We start from the raw sequence: 26,001 nt of genomic DNA on the forward strand, positions 1-26,001 counted from the left end.
GCCTTGTTGCCACCCGCAGAATTCGCCGCTCTTTTCCATGCAGTCGGCGGATCACTATGTTTGCGTTTGGTGTGCGGTTTTCTCGTATTTCGATGTCGGGTGCATTGCTGCTGTTAGGGGCCTCGCCATTGCTGGCAACTGCCGCATGCGAACCTGATTGCCTGACCACGGCGCAGGACAACCTGGTGCTGGACAATGGTTCGAATTTCAATGTCGGTACTGGCGGCAGACTCACCGACAGCACGGTTAACAACGGGCAACTGCAGCTCTGGGACTCGGGCGTTGCCGTCCGCACTACCGTCATGGACGCCGGCTGGCTGAAACTTCACGACAACAGCCAGGCCTACGACACCGTCATGGAAAACGGCGTAATGCTGGTGAGCGGCTCGGCCACCGCCCTGCGCACCACCGTCAGCGGCGGCGATCTGGAGGTCGTCGAAAACGCCGTGGTCAGTGACACCCTGCTCAATGGCGGCAGGATGTACGTGTACTTTGATGCCAAGGCAAAGAACACCACCGTCAACAAAAGTCAAATGACGGTTTATCAACAGGGCAACGCCGACCGCACCACCGTCAACGAGGGCGGCGTGTTGTCAGTCAATGATGACGCCACGACCACCGACACCGTGATCAATCAGGGTGGGAGGATGGAGAGCGTGGCCGGTACTTACGTGCACGCCACCACCGTCAATCAGGGCGGGATGATGGTGTTGGGTGACCGGGCTGAAGCCGGTGACACCACGATCAACCAGGGTGGCGTTCTACAGCTCAAGGGGGATGCGATTCTCGGTCACGCGAGCCAAGTGGACGGTCAAGTCGCCTTTGCCGACCCCGCCATCAACGGTTTCCATACCCTGTTGGTCAAAGGTCCGCTGAGTGGCAATGGGACGTTTGTAATGAACACTGACCTGGCTTCGCTGCAAGGCGACCGGCTTAACGTACTCGGCCCGATCACCGGCAGTCATACGCTGGTGGTCGCCGACTCGGGCAATGCCCCGACAAACGCGCGCCCTTTGACCCTGGTGGATGGCAATGGCGGCAACGGTAGTTTCAGGCTCTATGGCGAGACGGTAGATGCCGGAGCGTATCGTTATCAGTTGCAGAATATTGGCGAAGATTGGTACCTGATGAATTCGGCCGAGGTCGATCCGATAGACCAGCCGGATGGGCCGAACGAGCCGCAGCCGCCGGTTGATCCAGCTGATCCAATTGTTCCTGTCGATCCAGTTGTCCCAGTCGGTCCAATTGATCCGGCTGATCCCGCAATACCGGTTGAACCTGCAAAGCCCGTCGATCCTGTAGCACCCACGCCACGACCCGATTTTTCTCAGGCCGAAACCCTGAGCAAAGGCGCCAACGCCGCCGTCGGTATTCAGACCGCCAGCGCCGCTCTGATCAGCGCACAAATGAACGCTACCACCGGGCATTTCAACGCACTGCGCTCGGGCAAGGATCAGGGTGGTTTGTGGGCTCGCGGCTATGGTGCCGAACAACACCTGGACACCGGCACCAGCCGGGGTTTCCAGCAGCAACTCGATGGCCTGGAAATCGGTGCCGACACAGCCCTGTCCTTCGCCAACGGCACGTTGTTCGTCGGTGGTTTGCTCGGCAAGGGCCAGGGCCGGCAGCAATTCGGTGAGGCCAGCAAAGGCTCGATCGACAGTGCCACCCTCGGCGGTTATGCCAGCTACCTGGATCACAGCGGGCTGTACGTCGATGGCGCGTTGAAATACAGCCACCTCGACAACCAGATCAACATCACCAGCAATGTCGGTGACAGGGTCAAGGCGCGCTACAAGAACCACGCGGTGAGCGCCGATGTTCAAGTCGGCCAGTCCATCGATCTGGGCAAGGGCTGGTTTGTCGAACCGCAGGTGGGCGTTCAGGTGTCGCGTATCAGCGGCGGGCGCTACACGGCCAGCAATGGTTTGAGCGTCGAACAGGATTCGATGTTGTCGGTGCAAAGCCGTGTCGGCGGGATGTTCGGGCGCAATCTGACGCTGGATAACGGTATCGCGATGAAGCCTTACGCCAAGGCTACATGGGTGACCGAACACGCCGGGGACAGCCACGTGAAAGTCAGTGGTGCGCGACTGGACAGTCGCCTGCCGGGGTCGCGAGCGGAAATCGGTGGTGGGGTCATGGTGACGGCGGCGGACAAGCACACCTTCTACGTGGAAGGGGAATACACCAAGGGCCGCGAGATTGAGCAGCCTTGGGCGGTGACGGTGGGTTATCGCTATAACTGGTAACTGACGCGATTGAGGCCTGAACCCTGTAGGAGCTTGCTCCTACAGGGTATTAATCAATCATCTGGCATTTCAGGCGGTTTGGCTGGCTTGGCCGGTTTACCCGGTTTGGTGCCCTTGGCCCCTTTGGTCGTGGCCGGTTCGGCCGCTACCGGTGGCGGGGTCGGTGCTGCGACTTCCTTCTCCTCTGCCGGCAAGGCATCAATGGTGGCGAAGACTTTCTTCAGATCGACCGACTTCGATTCATCCCCCGAACTTTCGAGTTTCTTCTCGCCGTCCTTACCCAGCAAGATGACTTTGGGCAAGGCCCCGGCCCCGAGTTTCAGCGAACGGATCAGCGCCATGGTGTCCTGTTGCCCCATGTCCTTGCCGTCGAGCTGACCGGACATGTTCAGCACGCTGTAGACCTTGATGTTGCGCTCGGCGACCCCCTGTTTGTTAGCCGGTTCCTCGAGCGACTTTTTCAGTCCCAGCCAGACCGGGTCGATGGTACTGGACGTGATCACGATCAGCGGTCGCGCCCTGCCCTTATCGACATCCAGAGGGGAATCGCCATCTGCGGCGAGCAAGGGGCCGGCAAGCGCCAGCAAGGTTGTCAGGGTCAAAGACCTGATGAGCATGCGCATCTCCTTTTGATATCCACGCTCTAATGATTGCGCATTGCCGCGATCGTTCCGGGTGACGATCCGCAAATGTGTTTCGCTTAGCCCCAAGCTTAGGTCAGGGCCGACATTGCGCAACAAACTGTGAAGGATTGTGAGCGCTGTTTGATTAGCTTTTATGATCGTTTAGGGTGGGTCGTGATGCCCGCGAGCGAATCGCCAAGGGCCGCAATAAAGGAGCTTCAATCCACCATGGAAATCGACTACCTCTGTGACCATCCCGAGCTGATCAACGAATTGGCTGAATTGAATTTCAAGGAATGGGGCCACTTCCGGGCCGATGACACCGTAGAAGCACGCATCGAACATTTGCAGGCCAACGCCGGCAAAGGCTCGGTGCCCACGGTAATGGTAGCCATTGAGGACTCACAGTTGCTCGGCGGCGCCATGCTGCTGACCCGCGACATGGCAGCGCGCGCCGAACTGACCCCGTGGCTGGCCGGTGTCTACGTCAAAGACGAACATCGTGGCCGGGGCATCGCCTCGCAACTGGTGTCGCGCATCGTCCAGGAAGCGGCGGCGCTGGGCGTGCCTGAACTCTATTTGTACACCGACACGTCACAGACGCTATATGCGCGGCAAGGCTGGGAAGTGCTGGAGCAACGGGTTTACCAGGGGCTTGATGTAACGGTGATGAAGCGTGGGACTGCTGCCCCATAACACCCGTAACCCCGTAGCCCTCGTAGCAGCTGTCGAGCACCGCGAGGCAGCGTTCGGCGGCGAAGCCGTCGTGAAATCAGCCAACGCGGTGTTTCAGTGAGACCGCGTGTGCAGGTTTGACGACGGCTTCGCCGCCGAACGCTGCCTCGCGGTGCTCGTCAGCTGCTACAGGTGACCCATCGCCAGCAGGGAAGAGGTAAACACGCTGCCGACGCAGGGCTCGCTTTCAGCCCACAGGTCCCCGCCGTGGGCCTCGACGATGCTGCGGCAGATGTACAACCCCAGGCCGCTGCCGTTGGGATTGCCTTCGCGCGCCGGACATCGCTTAGCAGTTGCTGCTGATCTTGCCGATGATCAACCCCGATTCACTCAGGGTCAGCAGCACGCCATGGGGCTGATTGACCCCGGAATACGGATCGGCTCATTGACATATTGGGCGAGCGCGGCCTCCAGTTGCTCGGCGCTGAGACGGATCATTGCAACACCCCACAGCGCTCCAGCCAGTGCTCGAAAGCCTTGAAGGTCGCCTCGGCGGCTACCACCGATTGCGCCCGCTCGACCGGGTCGCGCACCTCATACAGGCACGCCAGAAAACCACGCCACATCATCAGGGTCGAGGTGCCGTACACGGCAAAAAACCGCCCGCCCTTGTGTTCATCAATCCCCAGGCGTGAGTACAACCCGTTGCGCAAGGATTGCCCGCCCAGGGTGGCGCCTTCAAGCACATACAACACGCCCAGCACATCGGCAGCGGAGTTGATCTGCAAGAAAAACGGGCACTGAGGAATCGTCGCAATCTCGGCTGCGTCCAGGCCCAGCGCATACAGGTCGGCCTCCAGGGACGGGGTTTTGCTGCGGATCAGCCAGTCCAGGTCAGGAATGGTCATGGCCCGCTGGCGCAGCAGGTTTTCCAGTGGCCGATAGAAACCGAAATAGGCTTCGATCAAACGGGTGTAGAGCACCTGATCGGCGGTGAAAAAAGGGATGCGCTTTTCCAGCATCTGGTGTTGCTGGGTGGTGGCGATGCGCAGCTCACTGAGAATCAGCGGCAGGCTTTTGGGCGGGACGGTCACGACAAGGTGTCGAGGCGATACCCGGCGGCGATGAGTTGATGCTTAGCGACATCGATTAACGCGTGCACGTGCCACCTCTTCCTTGTCGACCATGGGGAAATGCCGACAGGTCATTCACGAACGAATGAAAGGGTGGCTTTGCACCGTAGCACCTATGAGGAGGGAGAAGGGGTTTGTTTGCGTGTGGTTTCGAAGGCGCATTTGATTTGGCTCTGTGTAGCAGCTGTCGAGCAGCGCGAGGCAGCGTTCGGCGGCGAAGCCGTCGTGAAACCGGACAACACGGTGTATCAGATAGATCTCGCGTGTAGGGTTTGCGACGGCTTCGCCGTCGAACGCTGCCTCGCGGTGCTCGGCAGCTGCTACAGGGGGTGTGTTAGAGATTCAGAACGCGAGTTTATAGCCGATCAACACCAGCATCGTCGCCAGGCACGGGCGCAGCAGTTCGTCGGAGATGCGCCCGGTCAGGTGGCTGCCCAGCCAGATCCCCGGCAGCGAACCGATCAGCAGGAAACCCAGCACATGCCAGTCCATATTGCCCATGCTCGCGTGGCCAAGGCCGGCCACCAGGGTCAGGGGCACGGCGTGGGCGATTTCCGTGCCGACCAGGCGGCGGGTCGGCAGCAGTGGATAGAGGATAAACAGCGCCACCGTGCCCAGGGCGCCGGCACCGATGGAGGTCAGGGCGACCATGGTGCCGAGTATCAGGCCGGTGATGACGGTCAGTACATTGAGGCGCGTGCCGCTGGGGTTGTAGTTGCCACCGGCGCGTTTGTGGGCGAAGTCGAGCAGGCGTTTCTTGAAGAAAATCGCCATGGCTGTGGCAAACAGCACGAAGCCCAGGGCCTGTTTGATGATGGCGTTCATCGCCTCGGGCGCGGTGTGCAGGCTGCTGAGGAACCACAGCGTCATGGCCACCGCCGGCACGCTGCCCAAGGTCAGCCAACCGGTAATCGCCCAATCGATGTTCTTGTTTTTGCGGTGCACCAGCACGCCGCTGGATTTGGTAATGGCCGCGTACAGCAAGTCAGTGCCCACCGCAGTGGCCGGGTTGACGCCGAACCACAACAGGATCGGCGTCATCAGCGATCCGCCGCCCACGCCGGTCATGCCGACGATGAAGCCCACCACCAAGCCTGCAATGACTAACCCGAAATTACCGAAATCCATTAACACGCCCACAAAAACCGCATGAAAAATCTGGCCCGCAGCATAGCGATTTTTCTTATAACCACTTATATCGATACGGTCTATCGTTATTCCTTGAACAAATCTGCTGACACAGCGGAATCCCTGTAGGAGCTGCCGAAGGCTGCGATCTTTTGACGTTGCTTTTCAAGAGCAAGATCAAAAGATCGCAACCTTCGGCAGCTCCTACAGGGGATCCGGGGGCTACTGAACGGGGAGGAAATTGAGGAACAACAGGCTCTGCGCGTAATTCAAACCAATGCGCCGATACCGCTCATCCAGCATCTGCGTCAGCAAATCCAGCCTCGCAACAATCTTGCCGAACTCCACGGCGAAACTCAGGTTGCTGCCCTCCTCCGAGATTTCGTTGGAGAACAGCAAGGGCTCGCCATTCTTGTTTTGCCGCTGGCTAAGGATCCACGTGGCTTTCTCGATGTTGCGCGCGGCGTTGCTGACGAAGACCGGGTTGATCGCATCGGTCATGTAGAACTCCAGCCGATTGCCGTGGGCGGTGACCAACATGCTGCCGATGGCATAGATGAAGGCGCCGACCCGGTCGCCGAGAAACTCCGGGCTCATGGCGTAGCTCAACGCCGCCAGGTCTTTCTTGCCGCCGAGGGTCGGCAGCGGTTGTTGCATTTCGATGGCCTCGCGCACTTGTTTCTCGGCGGTGCGGGCATCGAGGAAGCCGGATTTCTTCAGTTCCTGGGGGTTGCGCAGGTACAGCTTGCTCATCAGCAGGTAGAGGCTTTCGAGGTTGTCGTGCATCGACAACGTGGCCATGCGATCGACGCTGGTCTGGAGGAATTCCTGGGGTTTGCCTTCGCGGAACTGACTGATGACGTCGCTGCCCTGCTGCTGGCTGCAACCGCTGGCGAACAGCAAGGTCAGGCACGCCAACAGGCGAATTCGGGATTGAAGCTGGGGTAACACTCGGGCCATGGGTTCTTGGGCTGACACATTCCTGTGCGGCGGGAGTCGCCGCAACCTGGCCATGGATAGAGCCGGTTAATCCGAAAAAGTGCAGTGCTGACGGTACTCGACCGATCACCGGCACGGTACCGCTCTTCATTTAGTCCGACTTTATTATGGAATAAATCGACTAATAGACTATAAATCTTCTTTCAATCGATATTTAGTATGACTACTGACCAAAACAACAAAAAGGAAGATCAACCATGCCTCAATCCCGCTACCTGCTCTCCGGCCTCGGACTGTCCCTGATGATCGCCACCCTTCCCGCCCACGCCGCCGGCCTGTCCAGCGAACACAAAGCCTTTGGCAAAACCAATGACGGCACGCCCGTCGAGCAATACATCCTGCGCAACAGCCATGGCCTGCAAGCCACGGTCATTACCTACGGCGCCACCTTGCAGTCATTGAAGGTGCCGGACAAAAGCGGCAAGGCCGAAGACATCGTCCTCGGTTTCGATGACGTCCAGGGTTATCAGGCCGGCACCGCGTACTTCGGTGCGACCATCGGCCGCTTCGGCAATCGTCTGGCCGGCGGCGCCTTCGAACTGGACGGCAAACGCTATCAAGTGCCAAAAAATGACGGCCCGAACTCACTGCACGGCGGCACCCAGGGTTTCGACAAGCATGTGTGGAAAGCTGAACCGAACAAAAGCAAGGATTCGGTGGGTGTGACCCTGACGTACTTGTCGAAGGACGGTGAAATGGGCTTCCCCGGCAATATGAAAACCGAAGTCACCTACAGCCTCACCGAGAACAATGAACTGCGTATCGAGTACAAGGCCAGCACCGACAAACCTACGGTGCTGAACCTGACCAACCACAGCTATTTCAACCTCGCCGGCGCCGGCAATGGCGACGTGCTGAAACAGCTCGCCACCCTGCACGCCAGCCATTACACGCCGATCAACGGCACGCTGATCCCGACCGGTGAATTGGCACCGGTGGCCGGCACGCCGATGGACTTCAGCCAACCGACCGCCATTGGCAAAAACATCAAGGCCGATCACCCGCAGCTGAAATTCGCCGAACCGAAACAGGGCGGCTTCGACTTCAACTGGGCGCTGGACGCCAAGGGTGACGTGAGCAAACTCGCCGCCGATGTCAGCGATCCGCAATCCGGCCGGCGCTTGCAGCTCTACACCAGCGAGCCCGGCGTGCAGTTCTACACCAGCAACTTCCTCGACGGCACGGTCAAGGGCAAGGCCGGCAAGGTTTACCCGCATTGGGGCGCATTCACGCTCGAGACCCAGCATTACCCGGACTCACCGAATCAGCCGAATTTCCCGAGTACGCGGTTGGATCCGGGCAAGACCTACACCCAGCACACCGTGTTCAAGTTCTCTGCCAAATAAAACGCTATCTGTAGCAGCTGCCGAGGCACGAGGCTGCGTCCGGCTGATGTAGCAGCTGTCGAGGTACGAGGCTGCGTCCGCTTGTAGCAGCTGTCGAGGTACGAGGCTGCGTTCGGCTGTAGCAGCTGTCGAGGTACGAGGCTGCGTTCGCTTGTAGCAGCTGTCGAGGTACGAGGCTGCGTTCGCTTGTAGCAGCTGTCGAGGTACGAGGCTGCGTCCGCTTGTAGCAGCTGTCGAGGTACGAGGCTGCGTCCGGCTGATGTAGCAGCTGTCGAGGTACGAGGCTGCGTCCGCTTGTAGCAGCTGTCGAGGTACGAGGCTGCGTCCGGCTGATGTAGCAGCTGTCGAGGTACGAGGCTGCGTCCGCTTGTAGCAGCTGTCGAGGTACGAGGCTGCGTTCGGCTGTAGCAGCTGTCGAGGTACGAGGCTGCGTTCGGCTGTAGCAGCTGTCGAGGTACGAGGCTGCGTTCGGCTGTAGCAGCTGTCGAGGTACGAGGCTGCGTCCGGCTGTAGCAGCTGTCGAGGTACGAGGCTGCGTTCGGCTGCGAAGCAGTCGTCAAATCAGGCGATGCGTTGTTTCAGGAAGACCGCATGCGCAGGTTTGACGACTGCTCCGCAGCCGAACGCAGCCTCGTACCTCGGCAGCTGCTACATCAGCCGAACGCAGCCTCGTACCTCGGCAGCTGCTACAAGCGGACGCAGCCTCGTGCCTTGGCAGCGGCTACAAGGTTGCGATCTTTTGATTTTGGCCATCATTTGAACCCCGCAAGCTATCCTGCTGCCCAAATGAAATACAGATCGCATTTCACACAGGAGGTTTTTCATGCGAACCCTTGAACTGGCCGGCGTTCAGGTACCGATCATCGGCCAGGGCACCTGGCGCATGGGCGAGGATCGCTCGGCGCACCGCAATGAAGTCGCCGCCCTGCGTCAGGGCGTCGAATTGGGCATGACCCTGATCGACACCGCCGAAATGTACGCCGAGGGCGGTGCCGAAGAGGTGGTGGGTGAAGCCATCGCCGGCCTGCGCGACCAAGTCTTTGTGGTCAGCAAGGTCTACCCGCACAACGCCAGCCGCAAAGGCATCCCTCAGGCTTGCGAGCGCAGCCTGCGGCGCTTGAACACTGATTACATCGATTTATACCTGCTGCACTGGCGTGGCCAATACCCCCTGGAAGAAACCGTCGAAGCCTTCGAACGCCTGCGCGAAGAAGGCAAGATCGGCCGCTGGGGCGTGTCCAATTTCGATGTCGACGACCTGCACGAACTGGCATCACCGGCCTGCGCCACTAATCAGGTGCTGTACAACCTGGAAGAGCGCGGCATCGAATTCGACCTGCTGCCCTGGTGCCAGCAACAGCAATTGCCGCTCATGGCCTACTGTCCCATCGGCCAGGGTGGGCATATGCTGGTGAACTCGACGCTCAAGCAAGTGGCCGCCCGTCACGGCGTGACACCGGCCCAGATTGCATTGGCATGGATACTGCGTCAGGACACCGTTATCGCCATTCCCAAAGCGGTCCGACCCGAGCACGTGACGCTCAATGCGCAAGCGGCGCAGTTGAAGCTGGAAGCTGCGGATCTGGAGGCGCTGGACCAAGCGTTTCGCGCGCCACAACGTAAGCAGCGATTGGCCATGGTCTGAGCCATCGCGCCCTGTCAGAGGGCTTCGGAATGAGAAGCACCGATCAGCTCGACTCGTTCAATCTGCCCCGCTTTGTCCAGGCACAGGACCCGGTGTTCGAGTGGGTCCAGGAGGAACTACGCGACGGCAAGAAGCGCCGGCACTGGATGTGGTTCATCTTTCCGCAGATTGGCGGGCTCGGTGGCAGCGAGATGTCGCGCTACTTCGCCATTCGTTCCGCCGAAGAAGCGGCGGCGTACCTGAATCACCCACTGTTGGGGCCACGTTTGCGCACCTGCACTCAATTAGTGTTGAACCTGAAAAAACGCTCGATCGCCGAGATCTTCGGCCACCCCGATGACCTCAAGTTTCACTCCTCCATGACCCTGTTCGCCCAGGTTGCTCCCGATGGCAGCCTGTTCCATCAAGCGCTGGAGCGCTATTTCCACGGCATTCAGGATGACTGGACGCTGTCACTGCTGGACTTAAAACAAGCCAAGCTGCCCACCGATCAGGGTTGAAAAATCGTCATCGACGAACGGCAGGATCGCATCGGCCACCGGTTGCAGTTGCCGGGTGACGTAGTGGTCGTAGTCGATTGGCGCACTGCGGATTTCCAGCGGTTCGGGCCCGGCGACAGTGATCACGTAGCTGATCCAGCCGCCATTCTGGTATTGCCGTGGGCGACCTTGCTCGTCGTTATAGGCGTCGGCCATCCGCGCCGCCCGCACATGCGGCGGCACGTTGCGTTCATAGTCATCGAGGGTGCGGCGCAGGCGCTTGCGATAGACCAGGCGCTCGTCGAACTCTCCGGCCAGGGTCTTGCGCACGTAGTCGCGCACATAGTCCTGATACGGCTGGCGGTGGAAGATCCGCGAGTACAACTCCTGCTGAAATTGCCGGGCCAGCAGCGACCAGTCGGTGCGCACGGTTTCCAGGCCTTTGTAGATCATTTCGTCAGTGCCGTCGGCGCGGGTGACCAGCCCGGCGTAGCGCTTCTTGCTGCCCTCCTCGGCCCCACGAATGGTCGGCATCAGAAAGCGTTTGTAGTGGGTTTCGAACTGCAGTTCCAGGGCGCTTTCGAGTCCGTATTCCTGCTTTACATGCTCGCGCCACCATTGGTTGACGTGATCCACCAGGGCGTGACCGATCTGCGCCGCTTCTTCCTGACCGTGAGCGCGACGCAGCCAGACGAAGGTCGAGTCGGTGTCGCCGTAAATCACCGCGTGGCCCTGGGCTTCGATCAACTGCCGGGTGCGCAGCATGATTTCGTGGCCGCGCAGGGTGATGGACGAGGCCAGCCGCGTATCGAAGAAGCGGCAGCCGCTGGACCCGAGAACGCCGTAGAAGGCGTTCATGATGATTTTCAGCGCTTGGGACAAAGGTGCGTTGTGTTCACGCTTGGCGGTTTCACGCCCCTCGGCAACCCGGGCGACGATGGCCGGCAGGCAATGCCGCGTCCGGGAAAACCGTGCGCCACGAAAGCCTGGCACCGATTTGCTGTCGTCGGGGTGCTTGAGGCCCTCAATCAGCCCCACAGGATCGATCAGGAAAGTGCGAATGATCGACGGATACAGGCTTTTGTAGTCGAGCACCAACACCGATTCGTACAGACCCGGTTGCGAGTCCATCACAAAACCACCGGGACTGGCCTCGGGTGGCTTGCCGCCGAGGTTCGGCGCAACGAAGCCCTGGCGGTGCATCAATGGCATATACAGGTGCGTGAACGCCGCCACCGAGCCGCCGCTGCGATCCGCCGGCAAACCGGTGACGCTGGCCCGCTCCAGCAGGAAGGTCAGCAACTCGGTCTTGGCGAAAATCCGCGTGACCAGTTCGCAGTCCTTGAGGTTGTAGGTAGCCAGCGCCGGTTTGTCCTCGGCGAACATGCGGTTGATTTCGTCCATGCGCTGGTACGGCGTGCTGATCGCCTTGCCCTCGCCGAGCAGGGTTTGTGCGACGTTTTCCAGGCTGAACGAAGGGAAGCTCCAGGTTGCCGACCGCAGGGATTCGATGCCGTCGATGATCAAGCGACCGGCGGCCGAGGCGAAGTAATGGTTGCGGCTGCCGTGTTCACGCCACTGCATTTCTTCGCCGCCACGCCCCAGTTTCAGCGGCACCGCGAGGCGCCGGGCGTGCTCGTGAAGGACCCGCAGGTCGAACTGCACGACGTTCCAGCCGATGATCGCGTCGGGGTCGTGGCGGGCGAACCACTCATTGAGTTTTTTCAGCAGCAGGGTTCGGCTGTCGCAGTACTCGAACTGGAAATCCACCGCACTGGCGTCACCGTTGGGTGGGCCGAGCATGTACACCTGACGCTCGCCACAGCCTTCCAGCGCGATGGAATAGAGTTCGCCCTGGGCGGTGGTTTCGATGTCGAGGGACACCAGGCGCAAATTCGGTCGGTAGCCGGGGGCCGGTTTCATTTGGGCGTCGAGCAGCAGGCCGTCGGCGCTGGGCGTGCCGCCGAACTGCACGGGGGCGGTGATGAAGCGCTCCATCATGTAGCGTTCCGGCGGGCGCACGTCGGCCTCGAACATCTCGACGCCGACCTTACGTAGCGCCGTTTCCAGGCGCATCAACTGACCGTGCTGCTGGCAATACAAACCGAGCACCGGGCGATGTTCGAAGTCCAGCAGGGCCAGGGGCCGTAGCTCGACGTTCTTTTCGCCGCGCAACACGGTTTCGGCCTGCTCGCGCTGCTCGGCCGGGATGAAGGCCACCGACGGTTGATGAGGCAGGCGGATGCGCCGGGGACCGGCATCGGTCGCCAGCCAGAACTCGACTTCGGTGCCAGCCGGGGTATCGCGCCAATGCCGGGTCAGGACGAAGCCCTGCTGTAAATCCACCACTGCAACCTCGAAACTGATTCAGGGCGCAATTCTACGCGTGATTGCGGGGGATAGCGCCCACGGCGATAGCGTTGATCACACCCTCTGTAGCAGCTGCCGAGCCCGCGAGGCTGCGTTCGAGGACGAAGTCCTCGCCAATGCGGTGTGCCTGAAGTCCGCGTTGCCTGACTTTACGACTGCTTCGCAGCCGAACGCAGCCTCGCAAGCTCGACAGCTGCTACAGGAGTCCGCTGTTTGCGAGGGTTTATGACCGGATACGTGAGGTTTACCGAAGAAAAACCGCCGAATGACGTTTTTTGCGTGTTATCTGACGCTTTGCGCCTTGCCCTGCGCGCTTGTGTCTACGATTCTTCAAGAACAACGACAACACCAGAGAAGCTGCCATGAAAACCGTCGCCCAACTGCTCAAGTTAAAGGCCAACGAAAACCAGGAAGTCCATACCATCGCACCACACCAAATGGTGCTGGAAGCGCTGATGGTCATGGCCGCGAAAAACGTCGGTGCGCTGCCGGTGCTGGCCAATGGCGAAGTCGTGGGCATCATCAGCGAGCGTGATTACGCACGCAAACTGGTGCTTAAGGGGCGCTCCTCGGTGGGTACGCCCGTCAGCGAAATCATGGTGTCGCCGGTGATTACCGTGGACACCCATCAAAGCGTCGAAACCTGCATGGGCATCATGTCCGACAAACGCCTGCGGCACTTGCCGGTGGTGGAGGGCGGCAAACTGCTGGGTTTGCTGTCGATTGGCGACCTGGTCAAAGAAGCGATTGCCGAACAGGCGGAGTTGATCAAGCAGCTGGAGCAGTACATTCGCGGGGAATAATGTTCCTCCTGTAGGCGCGAAGCTTGCTCGCGAAAGCGGTATGTCAGCTGGCATTGATTTGACTGACACACCGCTTTCGCGAGCAAGCTTCGCTCCTACAGGTGGTTGCGGTGTTCTTCAGGTAGGCCAATGCCGGGCGAAGACTGGCGCCAGCGTCGGATGCCGATCAATGCGCATCAACCAGGCATAAAACCCCGGCCGTGCATGGCGCAAATGTTCCCGAGTCCCGGCCCAGCGGGTCACCACCGCCGCCAGCACATCCAGCGCGCCGGGCGTCTCATCGTTCAGGTACAGCTCACCGGAAAACTGATCGGCAAACACTTCCCAACTCCAGTGCAAGCGCTGGCGCGCGCCGGCCATGAGGTTTTCCCGTGAAGGCTCGTCCGCCGCGACCAGCCAGCGCTCGGGGTAATCGATGATGCCGATGGCCGCATAACAATTGCTGACGATGTACACCAGGCCGCGAATCGCCTGATCCCGTTCTACCGGGTTTACCGGCAGCAGGTCCGACTTGGGAAACGTCAACCCCAAGTGAATCAGGATCGCCGCGCTTTCGGTGAGAATGCTGCCGTCGGGCAGTTCCAGCACCGGAATCTGCTTGAGCGGGTTGAGTTTTTCCAGCGCGTGAGCCGCTTCTGCCGACGCGGCAACATCAATGAAGCGATAAGGGATCTCGCAGAGTTCGAGGGCCGCTTCAATCGCCGCAGCGCCGGAATTCTGATGTCCGTAAAGCTGATACATGTCGCGCCCTCCCGGCGAACAAACAGTCAGTCGGTAGACGGCTGGCCATGGGAGCATGTTCCCTGCCATTTAGCCGATTGAAGCAGGTAAGATGCGCACCCCGGGGCGCACTGCTGACGTCCCGCTGCACACTTCAAGGAAAGATCATGCGCCAACCGGATGGCAAACCTGCCTCAATGCCTCGCGTCTATTGGTTTGTACTGGCCTGCCTGGCCCTGAGCGGCTGCTCGCCGAGCGAACGGTCGTCATCGGCCAGTCTAGCCGGTGAACAAGGGCGCGGCGGCGCAATGCTCGCCTATGAGCATGAGTTGCAGTTAATGCTGCCGCAAGCGCAAATAGCGCCGCGCTTGCAGGCCACCCGCGAAGCCTGCGAAACCGCGCGTTTTGGTGCCTGTAACGTGTTGCGCATCGAACAGGGTGCCGGCCGCGCCGAGATCACCTTGCGCATGGCCCCCGCCGGCGTCGAGCCGTTGGTCGCCATGGCCGCCGAGGGCGGCGAAATGGGCCAGCGGATCACCAGCGCCGAAGACCTGGCCGATGCCGTGGACGACACCCGCCGCCGTCAGGAGCGGCTCAAGGCCCAGCAACAGCGCCTGGACCAATTGGCCAGCCGCAAAGACATCAGCGTCACCGACCTGATCGCCTTGAGCAAAGAACAGGCCGGCATCGAAAACGAGCTGCAAGCCCTGGCCCAGGTCGCCGCCGGGCATCAGCGTCGACTCGACACCAACCGGGTCACGCTGTCCTTCCAGCCGACCGGCGCCAGCAGCCGCTCGTCGTACCTGAGCCGGGCGTTCAGCAACATGCTGGATAACCTGGCCGATGGTGCCGTCGATGCGTTGGAGAAAGGCAGCTACGCGTTGCCGTTCCTGATCCTGGCCTTCCCGCTGTTGATGTTGTGGGTCTGGTTGTGGCGCAAGTTTGTGCGTCGTCGCGTGTGAGCCGGGAGTCGAAAATGTCCGAATTATTACCTCCAACCTGTTCGGTGGCCGGTCTAGGCGTCCGCAAACTGACCCTGGAAGATGCCCCGTGTCTGTACGCATTTTTCGAGGCCAACCCAGACTACTTTATGCTCGTGGAAGGTGGACCGGCCACCCTCGAACAGGCGGAAGAGGAATTGCTCGGCGAGCTGCCGCCAGGCTGGAACTACAGCGAAAACTGGATGCTGGGCTATCAACCCGCCGATGCGCCGTTGGTGGCAGTGCTGCAATTCGTAACGGACTTGGTGGCGCCGAAGTTGTGGCACATCGGCAGGTTACTCGTGGCCACAGATCGGCACGACTCCGGCATCGCGCAGGCGATCTATCACGACTTTGAAACCTGGGCCCGCTCACAGGGCGCCGACTGGTTGCGCCTGGGTGTAATGCATAACAACCCACAAGCCGGGCGCTTCTGGCGTGCACAGGGTTTCACGCACGTTCGAACGAACGAAGGCGTACAGGTGGGCTGGCTGATCCATACCGCGGACATCCTGTTCAAACCGTTGAATGGCGGCACGCTTGAACAGTATTTGGCGTTGATCGAACAGAATCACCCCAAACAAAGCGATTTCTAACGCTCCACGTCCCTCGCGTAGCAGCTGTCGAGCACCGCGAGGCAGCGTTCGGCGGCGAAGCCGTCGTAAACCCTGAATGCGCGGTTTGCCTGATACACCGCGGTGCATGGTTTGACGACGGCTTCGCCGCCGAACGCTGCCTCGCGCTGCTCGACAGCTGCTACGGGGCTACGGGCACAGGGGTGTTGGGCACTTCTGTAGAAAATTTCTTACCTGTGTGTCCGTTTTGGCACGCCTTTTCCATGCACCCGCAGCTTGCGAATCCATAACTCGCAAAACAGCGCTTACGGTGCCCACCCCGCACCAAGAGCAATCATTGGACGCTATCCGCGTTCTTATAAGGTGCGATGCCGAACCAAAAGTTCGTGTATCCAGGCTGGCAATAAGGAAATCACAGCGTGAATCTTCAAACGTCATCAAGGCCTGTTCTGGCCACCCCTTCCAACGTCATGCCCTGTTTCCCTGCCAGTACACTTCGCGATTACTTTATTACCTGACTCGCGTCACCGCGCTCCTTGTTTGGCGATTGCACTCGCCGACAGGACAGTGCTATTTATTTTTTAAATATTACATGCCCGGTAAGTTAATGATCGACGGCCAGGTATTGTCCGACAATAACTTACCCCGCCCATTTACAGACACCCGTTGCACTCAACAGTTAGTTTTAACAAACGCACCAAAAGTGTTCCTGCGCGTTTAACTAACGTTATTGAGAGCTACCGATTACATGTGGACAAAAACAAGGAATAGCCCCTGTGACCCGCTAAAACACTGACACGCACCAAATCAAACCGTCGCGCACCATTGCGTGCATCGACGCACAGGCCCGTAGCCGCTCTGTTCCGCTGATTAACGGAACATAGCGACCGGCATCACTCGCCCCTGAAAAAGCACAGCTTTTAGAGGTGAACGGCCAGGCTTTGTCAGCAATAAGCGAGTCATCCCGCGAAACTTATATAAATGCGACATGCGTAACGTTGTTGAAATAATCGTCCAACCGGACAGCAATATTTGGCACAACGGTTGCTATGTACCAACTATGAGACAGCGTCGATACATCGACCGTCTCACCCAATAAGAGATCAACCAAGGACACGTTAATGAACACACGAAGTCGATGGCACTGAGCCAGTAACCCGCACAAGCCACTTCAATAGATAGTCCAACTATCGGCCTGCGCACACCCTTGAAAAAGTTGAAATAAAACACTCGAACATTACGCCAATGTTCGGACGGCACCTTATTGCCCTTCATCTACCCGAGGGAGCTTTAATGAACGATGCGGTAAAGCACAGAACCCTGCCGGGGCCGTTACGGGATGATCCGATCCTGCCGGTGTCGGGCAGTCTTCCCTATAAAGGCAACACGTCGAAACCCGGTGGGTTGAGCAAGCAACAGGTGCTGTTGCTGGTGGCGGTATCGGCGCTGATACACGGCGGCGCCTGGTGGTTTTTCCAGCAGGCCAAGGCCGAACCGCTGCCGACGCCACCCGAAATTCCGGAAATGACCGTCGAGCTCACCAGCCCGACGCCACCCGCGCCGCCGCCCCCGGAGCCACCGCCCCCGCCTCCACCGCCGGAACCCGAGCAACCGGTCGAGGACGAAGACGCGGTCAAACCGCCGCCCAAACCGGTGGAGAAGCCCAAGCCAATCGAAAAGCCGAAACCGCTGGAGAAACCCAAACCAGTGAAAAAGGTCGAGCCGCCGAAAGCCCCACCCGCCCCCGCTCAACCGGCAGCGCCCGCCGCGCCATCGACGCCGAGCGCGCCGCCGGCACCGGCGGCAGCCCCTGGTCCGGTGAAAGAGTCGGCGGCCGTTTCCGGCCTGGCCAGCCTCGGCAACCCGCCGCCGGAATACCCGTCCCTGGCGTTGCGCCGGAGCTGGGAAGGCACCGTTGTACTGCGTATTCAGGTGCTGGCCAACGGTCGTGCCGGCGCGGTGACGGTGACCAAATCCAGCGGCAAACCACAACTGGACGATGCAGCGGTCGCGGCGGTGAAAGCCTGGAAGTTTATTCCGGCCAAACGCGGCGACACGCCCATCGACGGCTTCGCCACCCAAACCATCGACTTCAAATTGCCCCAGTAACGGCGCAACGAACTGAACTCATAACCGATTAATGCAAGCGAGGTGTAGCCATGAACGATTCACTCTCTTCGATGATTGTCCCGGGCGTGCTCTGGGCCCTGGTGCTGTTTTCCGTGGTCAGCTGGGCGATTTTGCTGGTCAAGTCCGCGCAATACCTGCGGCAGAAATCCCAGAACAAACAGTTCAGCAAAGCCTTCTGGGGCGCGCCGGACCTGCTCACCGCCGCCGAGCACGCCAGCCAATACCCGGGCTCCCTGGCGCGGATCGCCAGCAGCGGTTTCGAAGCCTTGCTGGTGGATGAATCGCCGCGTACCACCCAGCAACTGGCCCACACCATCAACCGCTCTGATCGGCTGGAACGCAACTTGCGCCAGCAAATCCAGAAGGAGCGTCGTTCCCTGGAAAACGGCCAGGCAATCCTCGCCAGTATCGGCAGCACCGCGCCGTTCATTGGCCTGTTCGGCACCGTGTGGGGAATCATGGAAGCCCTGCAAAGCATCGGCGCCAGCGGTTCCGCCAGCCTGGAAACCGTGGCCGGGCCCATCGGTCACGCGCTGATCGCCACTGGCGTCGGTATCGCCGTCGCGGTGCCGGCGGTGCTGATTTACAACTTCTTCCTGCGTCGTTTGAAACTCGCCTCCGCCGACATGGATGACTTCGCCCACGACTTCGACGCCCTCGCCTCGCGCAGCGCGTTTTCCATCACCCGCCAGGCCATCGCCAAAACCACAGCCGCCGTGCGGGAGGCCAGCTGATGTCCTTTTCCACCCAAGACAGCGATGAAGTGCTCAGCGAAATGAACGTCACGCCACTGGTGGACGTGATGCTCGTGCTGTTAGTGGTGTTCATCGTCACCGCGCCACTGATGACCAATGCGATCAAGGTCAACCTGCCAAAAACCGACGCCGTGGCCCCCGCCGAAAAGAAAGACCCGGTGGTGGTCAGCGTCGATCAGGACGGCAAGTTCTACCTGGCCAAGACTGAGGTCGCGCCCGAGTCCCTGGAAGCCAGCCTCAAGGAGGTCAAGGCCAAGGACAACGAGGTGCGCGTGCAGCTGCAGGCCGACTCCGCCGTCAATTACGGCCAGGTGGCCAAAGCCATGGCCTCGATCGAGCGTTCGGGCATTACCAAAATATCGGTGATGACCACCCGCTGAGTCCGGTGCCGCGCGCGCAGTGAGGGAGTCGCCCGGCACCGTTCGTTGTATCCCGTCGCAATCAGCCGACCGAAAAACGCACCGCGTCTTCGGAGGGGATCGGCTTGCTTGAAGAAAGTGGTTTTCCGCGCGCGGTACCACCGATGCCGGAGCAATGAGGGCTCACAAGGCCATTTCGATAAACGTCTAATAAAGTCGGAAGTAACCATGCTGATGAACACTCCACGTTTCACGCTCAAGCCGTTGGTGGCGACGATTCAACGTCACCGTTTTGTTCCGTTGTACCTGGTGGCCATGGGGATGAGCGCCGGGTCGTTGCAAGCCGCTGAGGCCGGCACCGAGGACGACAGCAGTAAAGTCGTCCCGGCCGCCGTGGCACCGGCCACCACGCAACTGCAACGGGTGGAAGTGACGGGCTCGGCGATTCGTCGGGTCGATGCGGAAACGGCGGTGCCGATTACCGTGCTGCGTGCCGATGACTTGCGCAAACAAGGCGTGAGCACCACTGCCGAGTTGCTGCAACGGGTCACGGGTAGCCAGTCGGTGATCAACAGCTCCAGCTCCGTGGGCTCGGGCAGTGGCGGCGCGTCCTATGCCGACATGCGCGGCATCGGCGCGAACAAGACGCTGATCCTGCTAAACGGCCGACGCCTGGCGAACAACGCCCTGTCCGGCACCAACACCTCCAATGGCGCCGGGGTCGATCTGAACCTGATCCCCTTCGCGGCCATCGACCGGGTGGAGGTCCTGCGCGACGGCGCCTCGGCCCTTTACGGCACGGACGCCATCGGCGGCGTGATCAACTTCATCACCAAAAAAGCCATGACCGACGGCCAGTTGACCTTCGGCGGCGAAACCCCGACCCACAGCGGCGGTGGCAACAGCAAGGACATGAGCGCCAGTTGGGGCTTCGGCGATCTGGAGCAGGATCGCTTCAATGTGCTCGGGGTGTTCAACTACAACAAGCAGGAAAACCTGCAAGCCAAGGACCGCAGCTTCGCCACCTCTTACCGGCCTGAACGTGGCCTGGATCAAACGTCCGGCACGGCGTTCCCGGGCAACTACAGCCAGGGTGACAACGCCACCAACCCGCTGGCCAATAGCAACTGCAACGGTCCCAACCTGGTGTCGCGCCAAGGGGTGTGCCGCTTCGCGACGTCCTCCTACATCGACCTGGTTCCGCAAACCGAGAAGACCTCGTTCTTCGGCAAGGCCACCGGCAAACTGGCGGACGATCACAACGTCAACCTCGAATACTTCTGGGCCCGCAACAACAACGCCACAGCGGTGGCCCCGGCGCCGTTGACCGGCCAGACGCTCGACTCATCGTCGCCCTACTACCCGGGCAACGGGATCACTCCCGGGCCAACCGATTTCACCCTCGACCCGACGCAACCGGTCGACGTGAACTGGCGCGAAACGGCCGCCGGGGCTCGGGAATCCAAGGATCAGAACACCGCCCAGCGCTTCATCCTGAGTTTCGACGGCTTGGTCGGCGGCTGGGATTACAACGCGGGCGCCTCGTACAACCAGAACAAAGTCATCTCCAGCGTCACCAGCGGTTATGTCAGTGACTCGGCGATGACCGCCGGCCTGGCCAGCGGTTTGCTCAACCCGTTCGGCCCGCAAAGCAGTGCCGGGCAGGAATACATCGATCAGGCGATGTACCACGGGCCTTACACCTCGGCGGTCGGCCGGGTGATTGGCTTCGACGGTCGGGTCAGCCGCGAAATCGGTGACTGGTTTGGTGCGGGGCCTTCCGGCCTGGCGCTCGGGGGTGAATACCGCAAGGAAAAATTCCACCAGGACTACGAATCGTTCGTCGACGATATTTCCAGCCTCGGCGCTGACTCGGCCGGCAGCGTCGAAGGCGACCGCAGCGTGAAAGCCGCGTATGCCGAAATCAACGTGCCGGTGCTCGACAGCCTCGAACTGTCCGCCGCCGTGCGTCACGACAAATACAGCGACTTTGGCAGCACCACCAACCCGAAATACTCGTTCCGCTATCAGCCACTCAAGGAATTGGTGGTGCGTGGCGCCTACAGCGAAGGGTTCCGCGCACCGTCGCTGTACGAGCTGTACGCCCCGCAGAGCCTCACCTTTACCCAGGCCAACTACAACGACCCGGTGCTGTGTACCGGCGGTGTACTGCAAGCGGGCGGCAACGCCGGTCGTGACTGCGGTCAGCAGTTCCTCGCCAAGGGTGGCGGCAACCAGAGCCTGGCCCCGGAGAAGGCGCGCAACGTGACGCTGGGCTTTGTCTATCAACCGGTCCGCGACCTCTCGGTGGGCCTGGACTTCTGGTGGATTCATATCTCCAACCAGATCCAGCCGTTCCCTGAATCCACCGTGTTTGAGCAATCCGGCGCCTACACCGACCGCTTCGTGCGCAACGCCGACGGTTCACTGGACTACATCGTGACGGGCAACGCCAACCTGGGCATCGTCAAGACCAGCGGTGTCGATGTGTCCCTCGACTATCGCTTCCCGAACACACCCTATGGTCAGTTCGGTCTGGGGCTGCAAGGCACCTATGTCGACCGGTATGACTTCCAGAGCACCATCAAAGGCCCGTACACCGACAAGGTCGGCGACTTCGAAGGCGATGGCGTGATCGCGCGCTGGAAGCATGCCTTGAGCGGCACCTGGACCCTGGGCGCGGCGCGGGCGTCGTTGGTCAACCGCTTTACCACCGGCTACAACGACTACGACCGCACCACCTACGACCGCGTTGCCTCGTACTCGCTGTGGGACCTGTCGGCCGGCTACACCTTCGACAAAGTGCTGGACCTCGACGCCGGGGTGAAGAACGTCTTCGACCGCGATCCGCCGTTCTCCAACCAGGCCTACACCTTCCAGAGCGGCTATGACCCGCGTTACGCCGACCCGATGGGCCGCACGCTGTTTGCGCGCATGACGTACCACTTCTGAGTCAGGGTCGGGGGAGCGCAATACTCCGGCCTGCCCCGACCTCATTGCGAATTCGCGCCCCACGGTGGTCCCGCCGGCCGCCGTGGGTTTTTCAGGCTTTGAGGAAAGACTTCATGACATTCACGCGCAACGTGGCGGGTCTGCTGCTCGGTGCCGCCCTGCTCTGCAACGCGGCGTCCGCGCTGGCCGCCGGCAGCTATGCGATGACGGTGTACGGCGAGCCGCCGAAGTACCCGGCCAGTTTCCATCATTTCGATTTCGTCGATCCCAAGGCGCCCAAGGGCGGATCGCTCAGCCGCGCGTCCATGGAGATCGGCCAGTACAACTACATCACGCCGTATGCCGACCAGGGCATTTCGGTGGTGCAGGTCAACGATTGGGTCTACGCGCCCCTGGCCTTTCGCTCACTGGACGAGCCCTACACGGTCTACGGCCTTGTAGCGCAGCAAATGGAACGCGACCCTGAAGGCCTGTGGGTGCGTTTCACCCTTAATCCAAAGGCGCGTTTCGCCGACAACACGCCGATCACCGCCGAGGACGTGCGCTATACCTTCGAGCTGCTGATGACCAAGGGCAGCCTGAGTTATCGCCAGCAATACGCCGACGTCCAGGACGTGGTGATCGAAGGGCCCGAAACGGTGCGCTTCAATTTCAAGAACAACCTCAACCGCACATTGGCGCTGGATCTGGCGACGATGCGCGTGGTGCCGGAGCACTGGTGGAAAACCCGCGACTTCGCCAATGGCGGCGGTTTTGAACCGCCGCTGGGCAGCGGCCCGTACACGGTGAGCAAGGTCGACGCCGGGCGCAGCATCAGTTTTGCCCGCGACCCGAACTGGTGGGGCAAGGACCTGCCGGTCAGCCGCGGGCTGTACAACTTCGACACCCTCACGGTTAATTTTTACGGTGACACCGACGTCGCCCGGCAGCTGTTGCAGGCCGGCGCATTTGATTACAACCGCGAGTTCTCGTCGTCCGGTTACGTCGTCGGTTACGACAGCCCGGCCCTGCGCGATGGTCGTCTGCAACAGTCAATTCTGGCCCAGGAAAAACCGACGGCGGCCCAGGGTTTCGTGTTCAACCTGCAAAACCCGATCTTCCAGGACCGCCGCGTGCGCCAGGCCCTCACCTTGCTGTGGGATTTCGAGTGGACCAACAAGCAGATGATGCGCGGCTTCTACGTGCGGCAGAACAGCTACTGGCCGAAAAGTGAAATGGCCGCCACCGAACTGCCGGACGCCCGTGAACGGGAGATCCTCGAACCCTTGCGCGGACAGGTCCCGGACGAAGTGTTCACTCAGGTTTACCAGGCACCGAAAACCGATGGCAGCGGTTATATCCGCGACAAGCAATTGCAGGCGCTTCAGTTGTTGGCCGAGGCCGGCTGGACGCCGAAAAACAATCATTTGGTGAACGCCGCCGGCGAACCGATGGAGTTCACCTTTCTCGACGGCCAGGGCGGCTTCGACCGGATGTTGCTGCCGTTCAAGCGAACCCTGGCGCAGATCGGCATCACCCTGAACCTGCGACGCATCGATTCGGCGCAGTACGTCAACCGCCTCAACGCCCGGGACTACGACATGATCGTCACCAGTTTTCCACGCAGCGGCGACCCCATCGTCTCCCCCGGTCGCGAGCTCTACAGCCTCTACGCCTCGCAAAGTGCGACCCAGGTCGGCAGCTCCAATTCCATGGTGTTGGCCAACCCGGCGGTGGATCGGCTGATCGATGGCCTGGTCCAGTCCAACTCCCGCGACGACATGGTGCATTACGCCCGCGCCCTCGATCGGGTGCTGCAATGGGGTTACTACATGATTCCCAACTACTACTCCAAAGGTACGCCGACGGTGTATCAAAACCGCTTCGGCATGCCCGCCACCCAACCGGCCTACGACGAAGGCCTGAACACTTGGTGGGAAGTCGCCGCCAAACCGCTGGACAACCAACAGATGAGCGCCCTGCGCCAACTCGCAGGGGTGCAGTGACATGTGGCGCTATATGAGTCGTCGTTTGCTACTGATCATCCCGACATTGCTGTGCATTCTGGTGGTCAACTTTTTGATCGTGCAGGCCGCGCCGGGCGGTCCGGTGGAACAGGCCATCGCCCGCCTGCAAGGCTTTGGCGGGAACGTCATGGGTGGTGGCGGCGGCGAGGTTTCTGCCGTCGGCGGTGCCGGGCGCAGCAGCCGAGGGCTGGACCCGGCGCTGATCGAGGAGATCAAGCACCACTACGGTTTTGACAAACCGATGCACGAACGTCTGTGGCTGATGCTCAAGAACTATGCGCAACTGGACCTGGGCAACAGCTTCTTTCGCGGGGCCAAGGTCACCGACCTGATCCTGCAAAAACTGCCGACGTCGATCTCCCTCGGGCTCTGGGCGACCTTGATCACTTACCTGATCTCGATACCGCTGGGAGTGCGCAAGGCAATCAGGAACGGCAGCGCTTTCGACGTCTGGACCAGCACCGCGATCATCGTCGGTTACGCAATGCCGGCGTTCCTGTTTGCGATCCTGCTGATCGTGGTGTTTGCCGGCGGCAGTTACGTCAACTGGTTCCCGGTGCAAGGGTTGGTCTCGGACAATTTCGACAGCCTCAGCCCCTTGGGCAAGGTCGGCGATTATCTCTGGCACCTGGTGTTGCCGGTCACGGCGCTGGTGATCGGCGGCTTCGCGACGCTGACGATCCTGACTAAAAACAGTTTCCTCAATGAGATCAGCCGACAGTACGTAGTCACCGCGCGGGCCAAGGGTTTGACCGAGCGCCGCGTGCTTTACGGCCATGTGTTTCGCAACGCAATGCTGCTGGTGGTGGCCGGGATTCCTCAGGCGTTGATCGAGGTTTTTTTCGCTGGCTCCTTGTTGATCGAAACCATCTTCAACCTCGATGGCCTCGGGCGCATGAGCTACGAAGCGGCGGTGTCCCGGGACTATCCGGTGGTGTTCGGCGCGCTGTTTCTGTTCACCCTGTTCGGGCTGCTGATCAAATTGATCGGTGACCTCTGCTACACCCTGCTCGACCCGCGCATCGACTTCTCGGCGAGGACTGCCTGATGTTCACACTGTCGCCATTGGGCAAACGGCGCATCGCGCATTTCAAGGCCAACCGTCGCGGGCGCTGGTCGTTGTGGCTGTTCATCGGCCTGTGCCTGTTGTGCCTGGGCGGCGAGCTGATCGCCAACGACAAGCCGCTAATCGTGCAATACCACGGCGCCTGGTACTTCCCGATTATCGAGGATTACGACGAAATCACCTTCGGCGGTGAGCTGCCGTTCCAGCCGGATTACGCCAGTGCCTACGTGCACAACCTGATCGAAGGCCAGGGTGGCTGGATGCTGTTTCCGCCGATTCCGTTCAGCTATGACACGGTCAATTACGACCTTACGGAACCGGCGCCCAGTCCGCCGTCGGCGAGCAATTGGCTGGGCACCGATGACCAGGCCCGGGACGTATTGGCGCGGGTGATTTTCGGCACGCGGATTTCGATTCTGTTTGCTTTGATTCTGACCGCGATCAGTGCGGTGATCGGCATCGGTGCCGGGGCGTTGCAGGGGTATTACGGCGGCTGGGTTGATTTGATCGGTCAGCGCCTGCTGGAGATCTGGTCGGGGCTGCCGGTGTTGTACCTGCTGATTATTTTGTCGGGCTTCGTCTCGCCAAGTTTCTGGTGGTTATTGGGGATCATGGCGCTGTTCTCCTGGCTGGCGCTGGTGGACGTGGTACGCGCCGAGTTCCTTCGTGGCCGCAGTCTGGAGTACGTGAAAGCCGCGCGAGCCTTGGGTTTGACCGACAGCGAACTGATGCGCCGGCACATCCTGCCCAATGCCATGACCTCCACCCTCACCTACTTGCCGTTCATTTTGACCGGCGCCATCGCCACCCTGACGGCGCTGGATTTTCTCGGTTTCGGCATGCCCGCCGGCACGGCATCGCTGGGTGAGTTGATCGGCCAGGCCAAGCGCAATCTGCAAGCGCCGTGGCTAGGGCTGACGGCGTTTTTTGCCCTGGCGCTGATTCTTTCGTTGTTGGTATTTATCGGTGAGGCCTGCCGCGATGCGTTTGATCCAAGGAACTGAG

General features: G+C 60.5%; 21 protein-coding genes and 2 pseudogenes. 15 read left to right on the top strand and 8 right to left on the bottom strand.

Translation table 11 applies throughout. The annotated features are described in order from the left end of the window. The first annotated feature begins 56 nt into the window (after window positions 1-56). Window positions 57-2,252, top strand: coding sequence for an autotransporter outer membrane beta-barrel domain-containing protein (locus tag ACA071_RS20835; RefSeq protein WP_497640885.1), 2,196 nt, complete (start codon window positions 57-59; stop codon window positions 2,250-2,252). Between the two features lie 53 nt (window positions 2,253-2,305). Here ACA071_RS20835 and ACA071_RS20840 read toward each other — a convergent pair whose 3' ends face one another. Then, a complete protein-coding gene (locus ACA071_RS20840; RefSeq protein WP_497640886.1) occupies window positions 2,306-2,869 on the bottom strand; it encodes a DUF4174 domain-containing protein in 564 nt (187 codons plus the stop codon). 234 nt (window positions 2,870-3,103) lie between these two features. On the opposite strand from ACA071_RS20840, the gene ACA071_RS20845 reads away from it, so the two are divergent. Then, window positions 3,104-3,571 carry a GNAT family N-acetyltransferase gene (locus ACA071_RS20845; RefSeq protein ID WP_497640887.1) on the top strand — a complete coding sequence of 156 codons (468 nt, stop codon included), beginning with the start codon at window positions 3,104-3,106 and terminating at the stop codon, window positions 3,569-3,571. 165 nt (window positions 3,572-3,736) lie between these two features. Here the strand turns inward: ACA071_RS20845 and ACA071_RS20850 are convergent. The 5 genes and pseudogenes from ACA071_RS20850 to ACA071_RS20870 form a co-directional block, all read right to left on the bottom strand. Further along, window positions 3,737-3,871: pseudogene (locus ACA071_RS20850) on the bottom strand (ATP-binding protein); the annotation flags it as partial. 25 nt (window positions 3,872-3,896) lie between these two features. Next, window positions 3,897-3,965, bottom strand: a pseudogene (locus tag ACA071_RS20855) (hypothetical protein); the annotation flags it as partial. Window positions 3,966-4,044: 79 nt separating this feature from the next. Next, window positions 4,045-4,644, bottom strand: a complete 600-nt coding sequence (locus ACA071_RS20860; protein WP_497640888.1) for a biliverdin-producing heme oxygenase — start codon at window positions 4,642-4,644, stop codon at window positions 4,045-4,047. Between the two features lie 381 nt (window positions 4,645-5,025). Then, on the bottom strand, window positions 5,026-5,811 hold the full coding sequence (locus tag ACA071_RS20865; protein ID WP_497640889.1) for a sulfite exporter TauE/SafE family protein: 786 nt from the start codon (window positions 5,809-5,811) through the stop codon (window positions 5,026-5,028). Between the two features lie 222 nt (window positions 5,812-6,033). After that, window positions 6,034-6,771: a hypothetical protein gene (locus tag ACA071_RS20870; RefSeq protein WP_497640890.1), complete on the bottom strand. Its 738-nt coding sequence runs from the start codon at window positions 6,769-6,771 to the stop codon at window positions 6,034-6,036. Window positions 6,772-7,007: 236 nt separating this feature from the next. On the opposite strand from ACA071_RS20870, the gene ACA071_RS20875 reads away from it, so the two are divergent. The 3 genes from ACA071_RS20875 (at window position 7,008) to ACA071_RS20885 (ending at window position 10,301) form a co-directional block, all read left to right on the top strand. Next, window positions 7,008-8,156 (top strand): aldose epimerase family protein, encoded by a 1,149-nt coding sequence (locus ACA071_RS20875; RefSeq protein WP_497640891.1) that lies wholly within the window; start codon window positions 7,008-7,010, stop codon window positions 8,154-8,156. 823 nt (window positions 8,157-8,979) lie between these two features. Further along, window positions 8,980-9,801, top strand: a complete 822-nt coding sequence (locus ACA071_RS20880; protein WP_497640892.1) for an aldo/keto reductase — start codon at window positions 8,980-8,982, stop codon at window positions 9,799-9,801. 29 nt (window positions 9,802-9,830) lie between these two features. Next, window positions 9,831-10,301, top strand: coding sequence for a DUF1810 domain-containing protein (locus ACA071_RS20885; RefSeq protein ID WP_497640893.1), 471 nt, complete (start codon window positions 9,831-9,833; stop codon window positions 10,299-10,301). On the opposite strand, the gene ACA071_RS20890 is transcribed toward ACA071_RS20885, so the two are convergent. Then, the gene (locus tag ACA071_RS20890; protein ID WP_497640894.1) at window positions 10,266-12,626 is read right to left on the bottom strand and encodes a DNA polymerase II; all 2,361 of its coding nucleotides are present in this window, start codon (window positions 12,624-12,626) and stop codon (window positions 10,266-10,268) included. The two genes, ACA071_RS20885 and ACA071_RS20890, sit on opposite strands and share 36 nt — an antisense overlap. A 386-nt stretch (window positions 12,627-13,012) precedes the next feature. Here ACA071_RS20890 and ACA071_RS20895 point away from each other — a divergent pair, with 386 nt between their 5' ends. Then, on the top strand, window positions 13,013-13,453 hold the full coding sequence (locus ACA071_RS20895; protein ID WP_497640895.1) for a CBS domain-containing protein: 441 nt from the start codon (window positions 13,013-13,015) through the stop codon (window positions 13,451-13,453). 117 nt (window positions 13,454-13,570) lie between these two features. On the opposite strand, the gene ACA071_RS20900 is transcribed toward ACA071_RS20895, so the two are convergent. Further along, window positions 13,571-14,194: a glutathione S-transferase N-terminal domain-containing protein gene (locus ACA071_RS20900; RefSeq protein WP_497640896.1), complete on the bottom strand. Its 624-nt coding sequence runs from the start codon at window positions 14,192-14,194 to the stop codon at window positions 13,571-13,573. A gap of 146 nt (window positions 14,195-14,340) precedes the next feature. Between ACA071_RS20900 and ACA071_RS20905 the strand changes: the two genes are divergently transcribed. The 9 genes from ACA071_RS20905 (at window position 14,341) to ACA071_RS20945 (ending at window position 26,000) form a co-directional block, all read left to right on the top strand. After that, window positions 14,341-15,135 (top strand): DUF4349 domain-containing protein, encoded by a 795-nt coding sequence (locus tag ACA071_RS20905; RefSeq protein WP_497640897.1) that lies wholly within the window; start codon window positions 14,341-14,343, stop codon window positions 15,133-15,135. 14 nt (window positions 15,136-15,149) lie between these two features. After that, on the top strand, window positions 15,150-15,749 hold the full coding sequence (locus tag ACA071_RS20910) for a GNAT family N-acetyltransferase (protein ID WP_497640898.1): 600 nt from the start codon (window positions 15,150-15,152) through the stop codon (window positions 15,747-15,749). A gap of 1,272 nt (window positions 15,750-17,021) precedes the next feature. Further along, a complete protein-coding gene (locus ACA071_RS20915; RefSeq protein WP_497640899.1) occupies window positions 17,022-17,837 on the top strand; it encodes an energy transducer TonB in 816 nt (271 codons plus the stop codon). Between the two features lie 50 nt (window positions 17,838-17,887). Then, window positions 17,888-18,592, top strand: a complete 705-nt coding sequence (locus ACA071_RS20920; protein ID WP_497640900.1) for a MotA/TolQ/ExbB proton channel family protein — start codon at window positions 17,888-17,890, stop codon at window positions 18,590-18,592. Next, window positions 18,592-18,993 (top strand): ExbD/TolR family protein, encoded by a 402-nt coding sequence (locus tag ACA071_RS20925; protein ID WP_497640901.1) that lies wholly within the window; start codon window positions 18,592-18,594, stop codon window positions 18,991-18,993. The genes ACA071_RS20920 and ACA071_RS20925 overlap by 1 nt, the downstream gene beginning before the upstream one ends. A gap of 207 nt (window positions 18,994-19,200) precedes the next feature. Further along, window positions 19,201-21,924, top strand: coding sequence for a TonB-dependent receptor (locus ACA071_RS20930; protein ID WP_497640902.1), 2,724 nt, complete (start codon window positions 19,201-19,203; stop codon window positions 21,922-21,924). A gap of 113 nt (window positions 21,925-22,037) precedes the next feature. Further along, a complete protein-coding gene (locus ACA071_RS20935; RefSeq protein WP_497640903.1) occupies window positions 22,038-23,909 on the top strand; it encodes an extracellular solute-binding protein in 1,872 nt (623 codons plus the stop codon). Window position 23,910: 1 nt separating this feature from the next. Beyond that, complete coding sequence (locus ACA071_RS20940) at window positions 23,911-24,978, top strand: microcin C ABC transporter permease YejB (protein WP_497640904.1); 1,068 nt, start codon at window positions 23,911-23,913, stop codon at window positions 24,976-24,978. Next, window positions 24,978-26,000: an ABC transporter permease gene (locus ACA071_RS20945; RefSeq protein ID WP_497640905.1), complete on the top strand. Its 1,023-nt coding sequence runs from the start codon at window positions 24,978-24,980 to the stop codon at window positions 25,998-26,000. The genes ACA071_RS20940 and ACA071_RS20945 overlap by 1 nt, the downstream gene beginning before the upstream one ends. Window position 26,001: the final 1 nt, after the last annotated feature.

The sequence above is a fragment of the Pseudomonas sp. LBUM1646 genome, assembly GCF_059716165.1.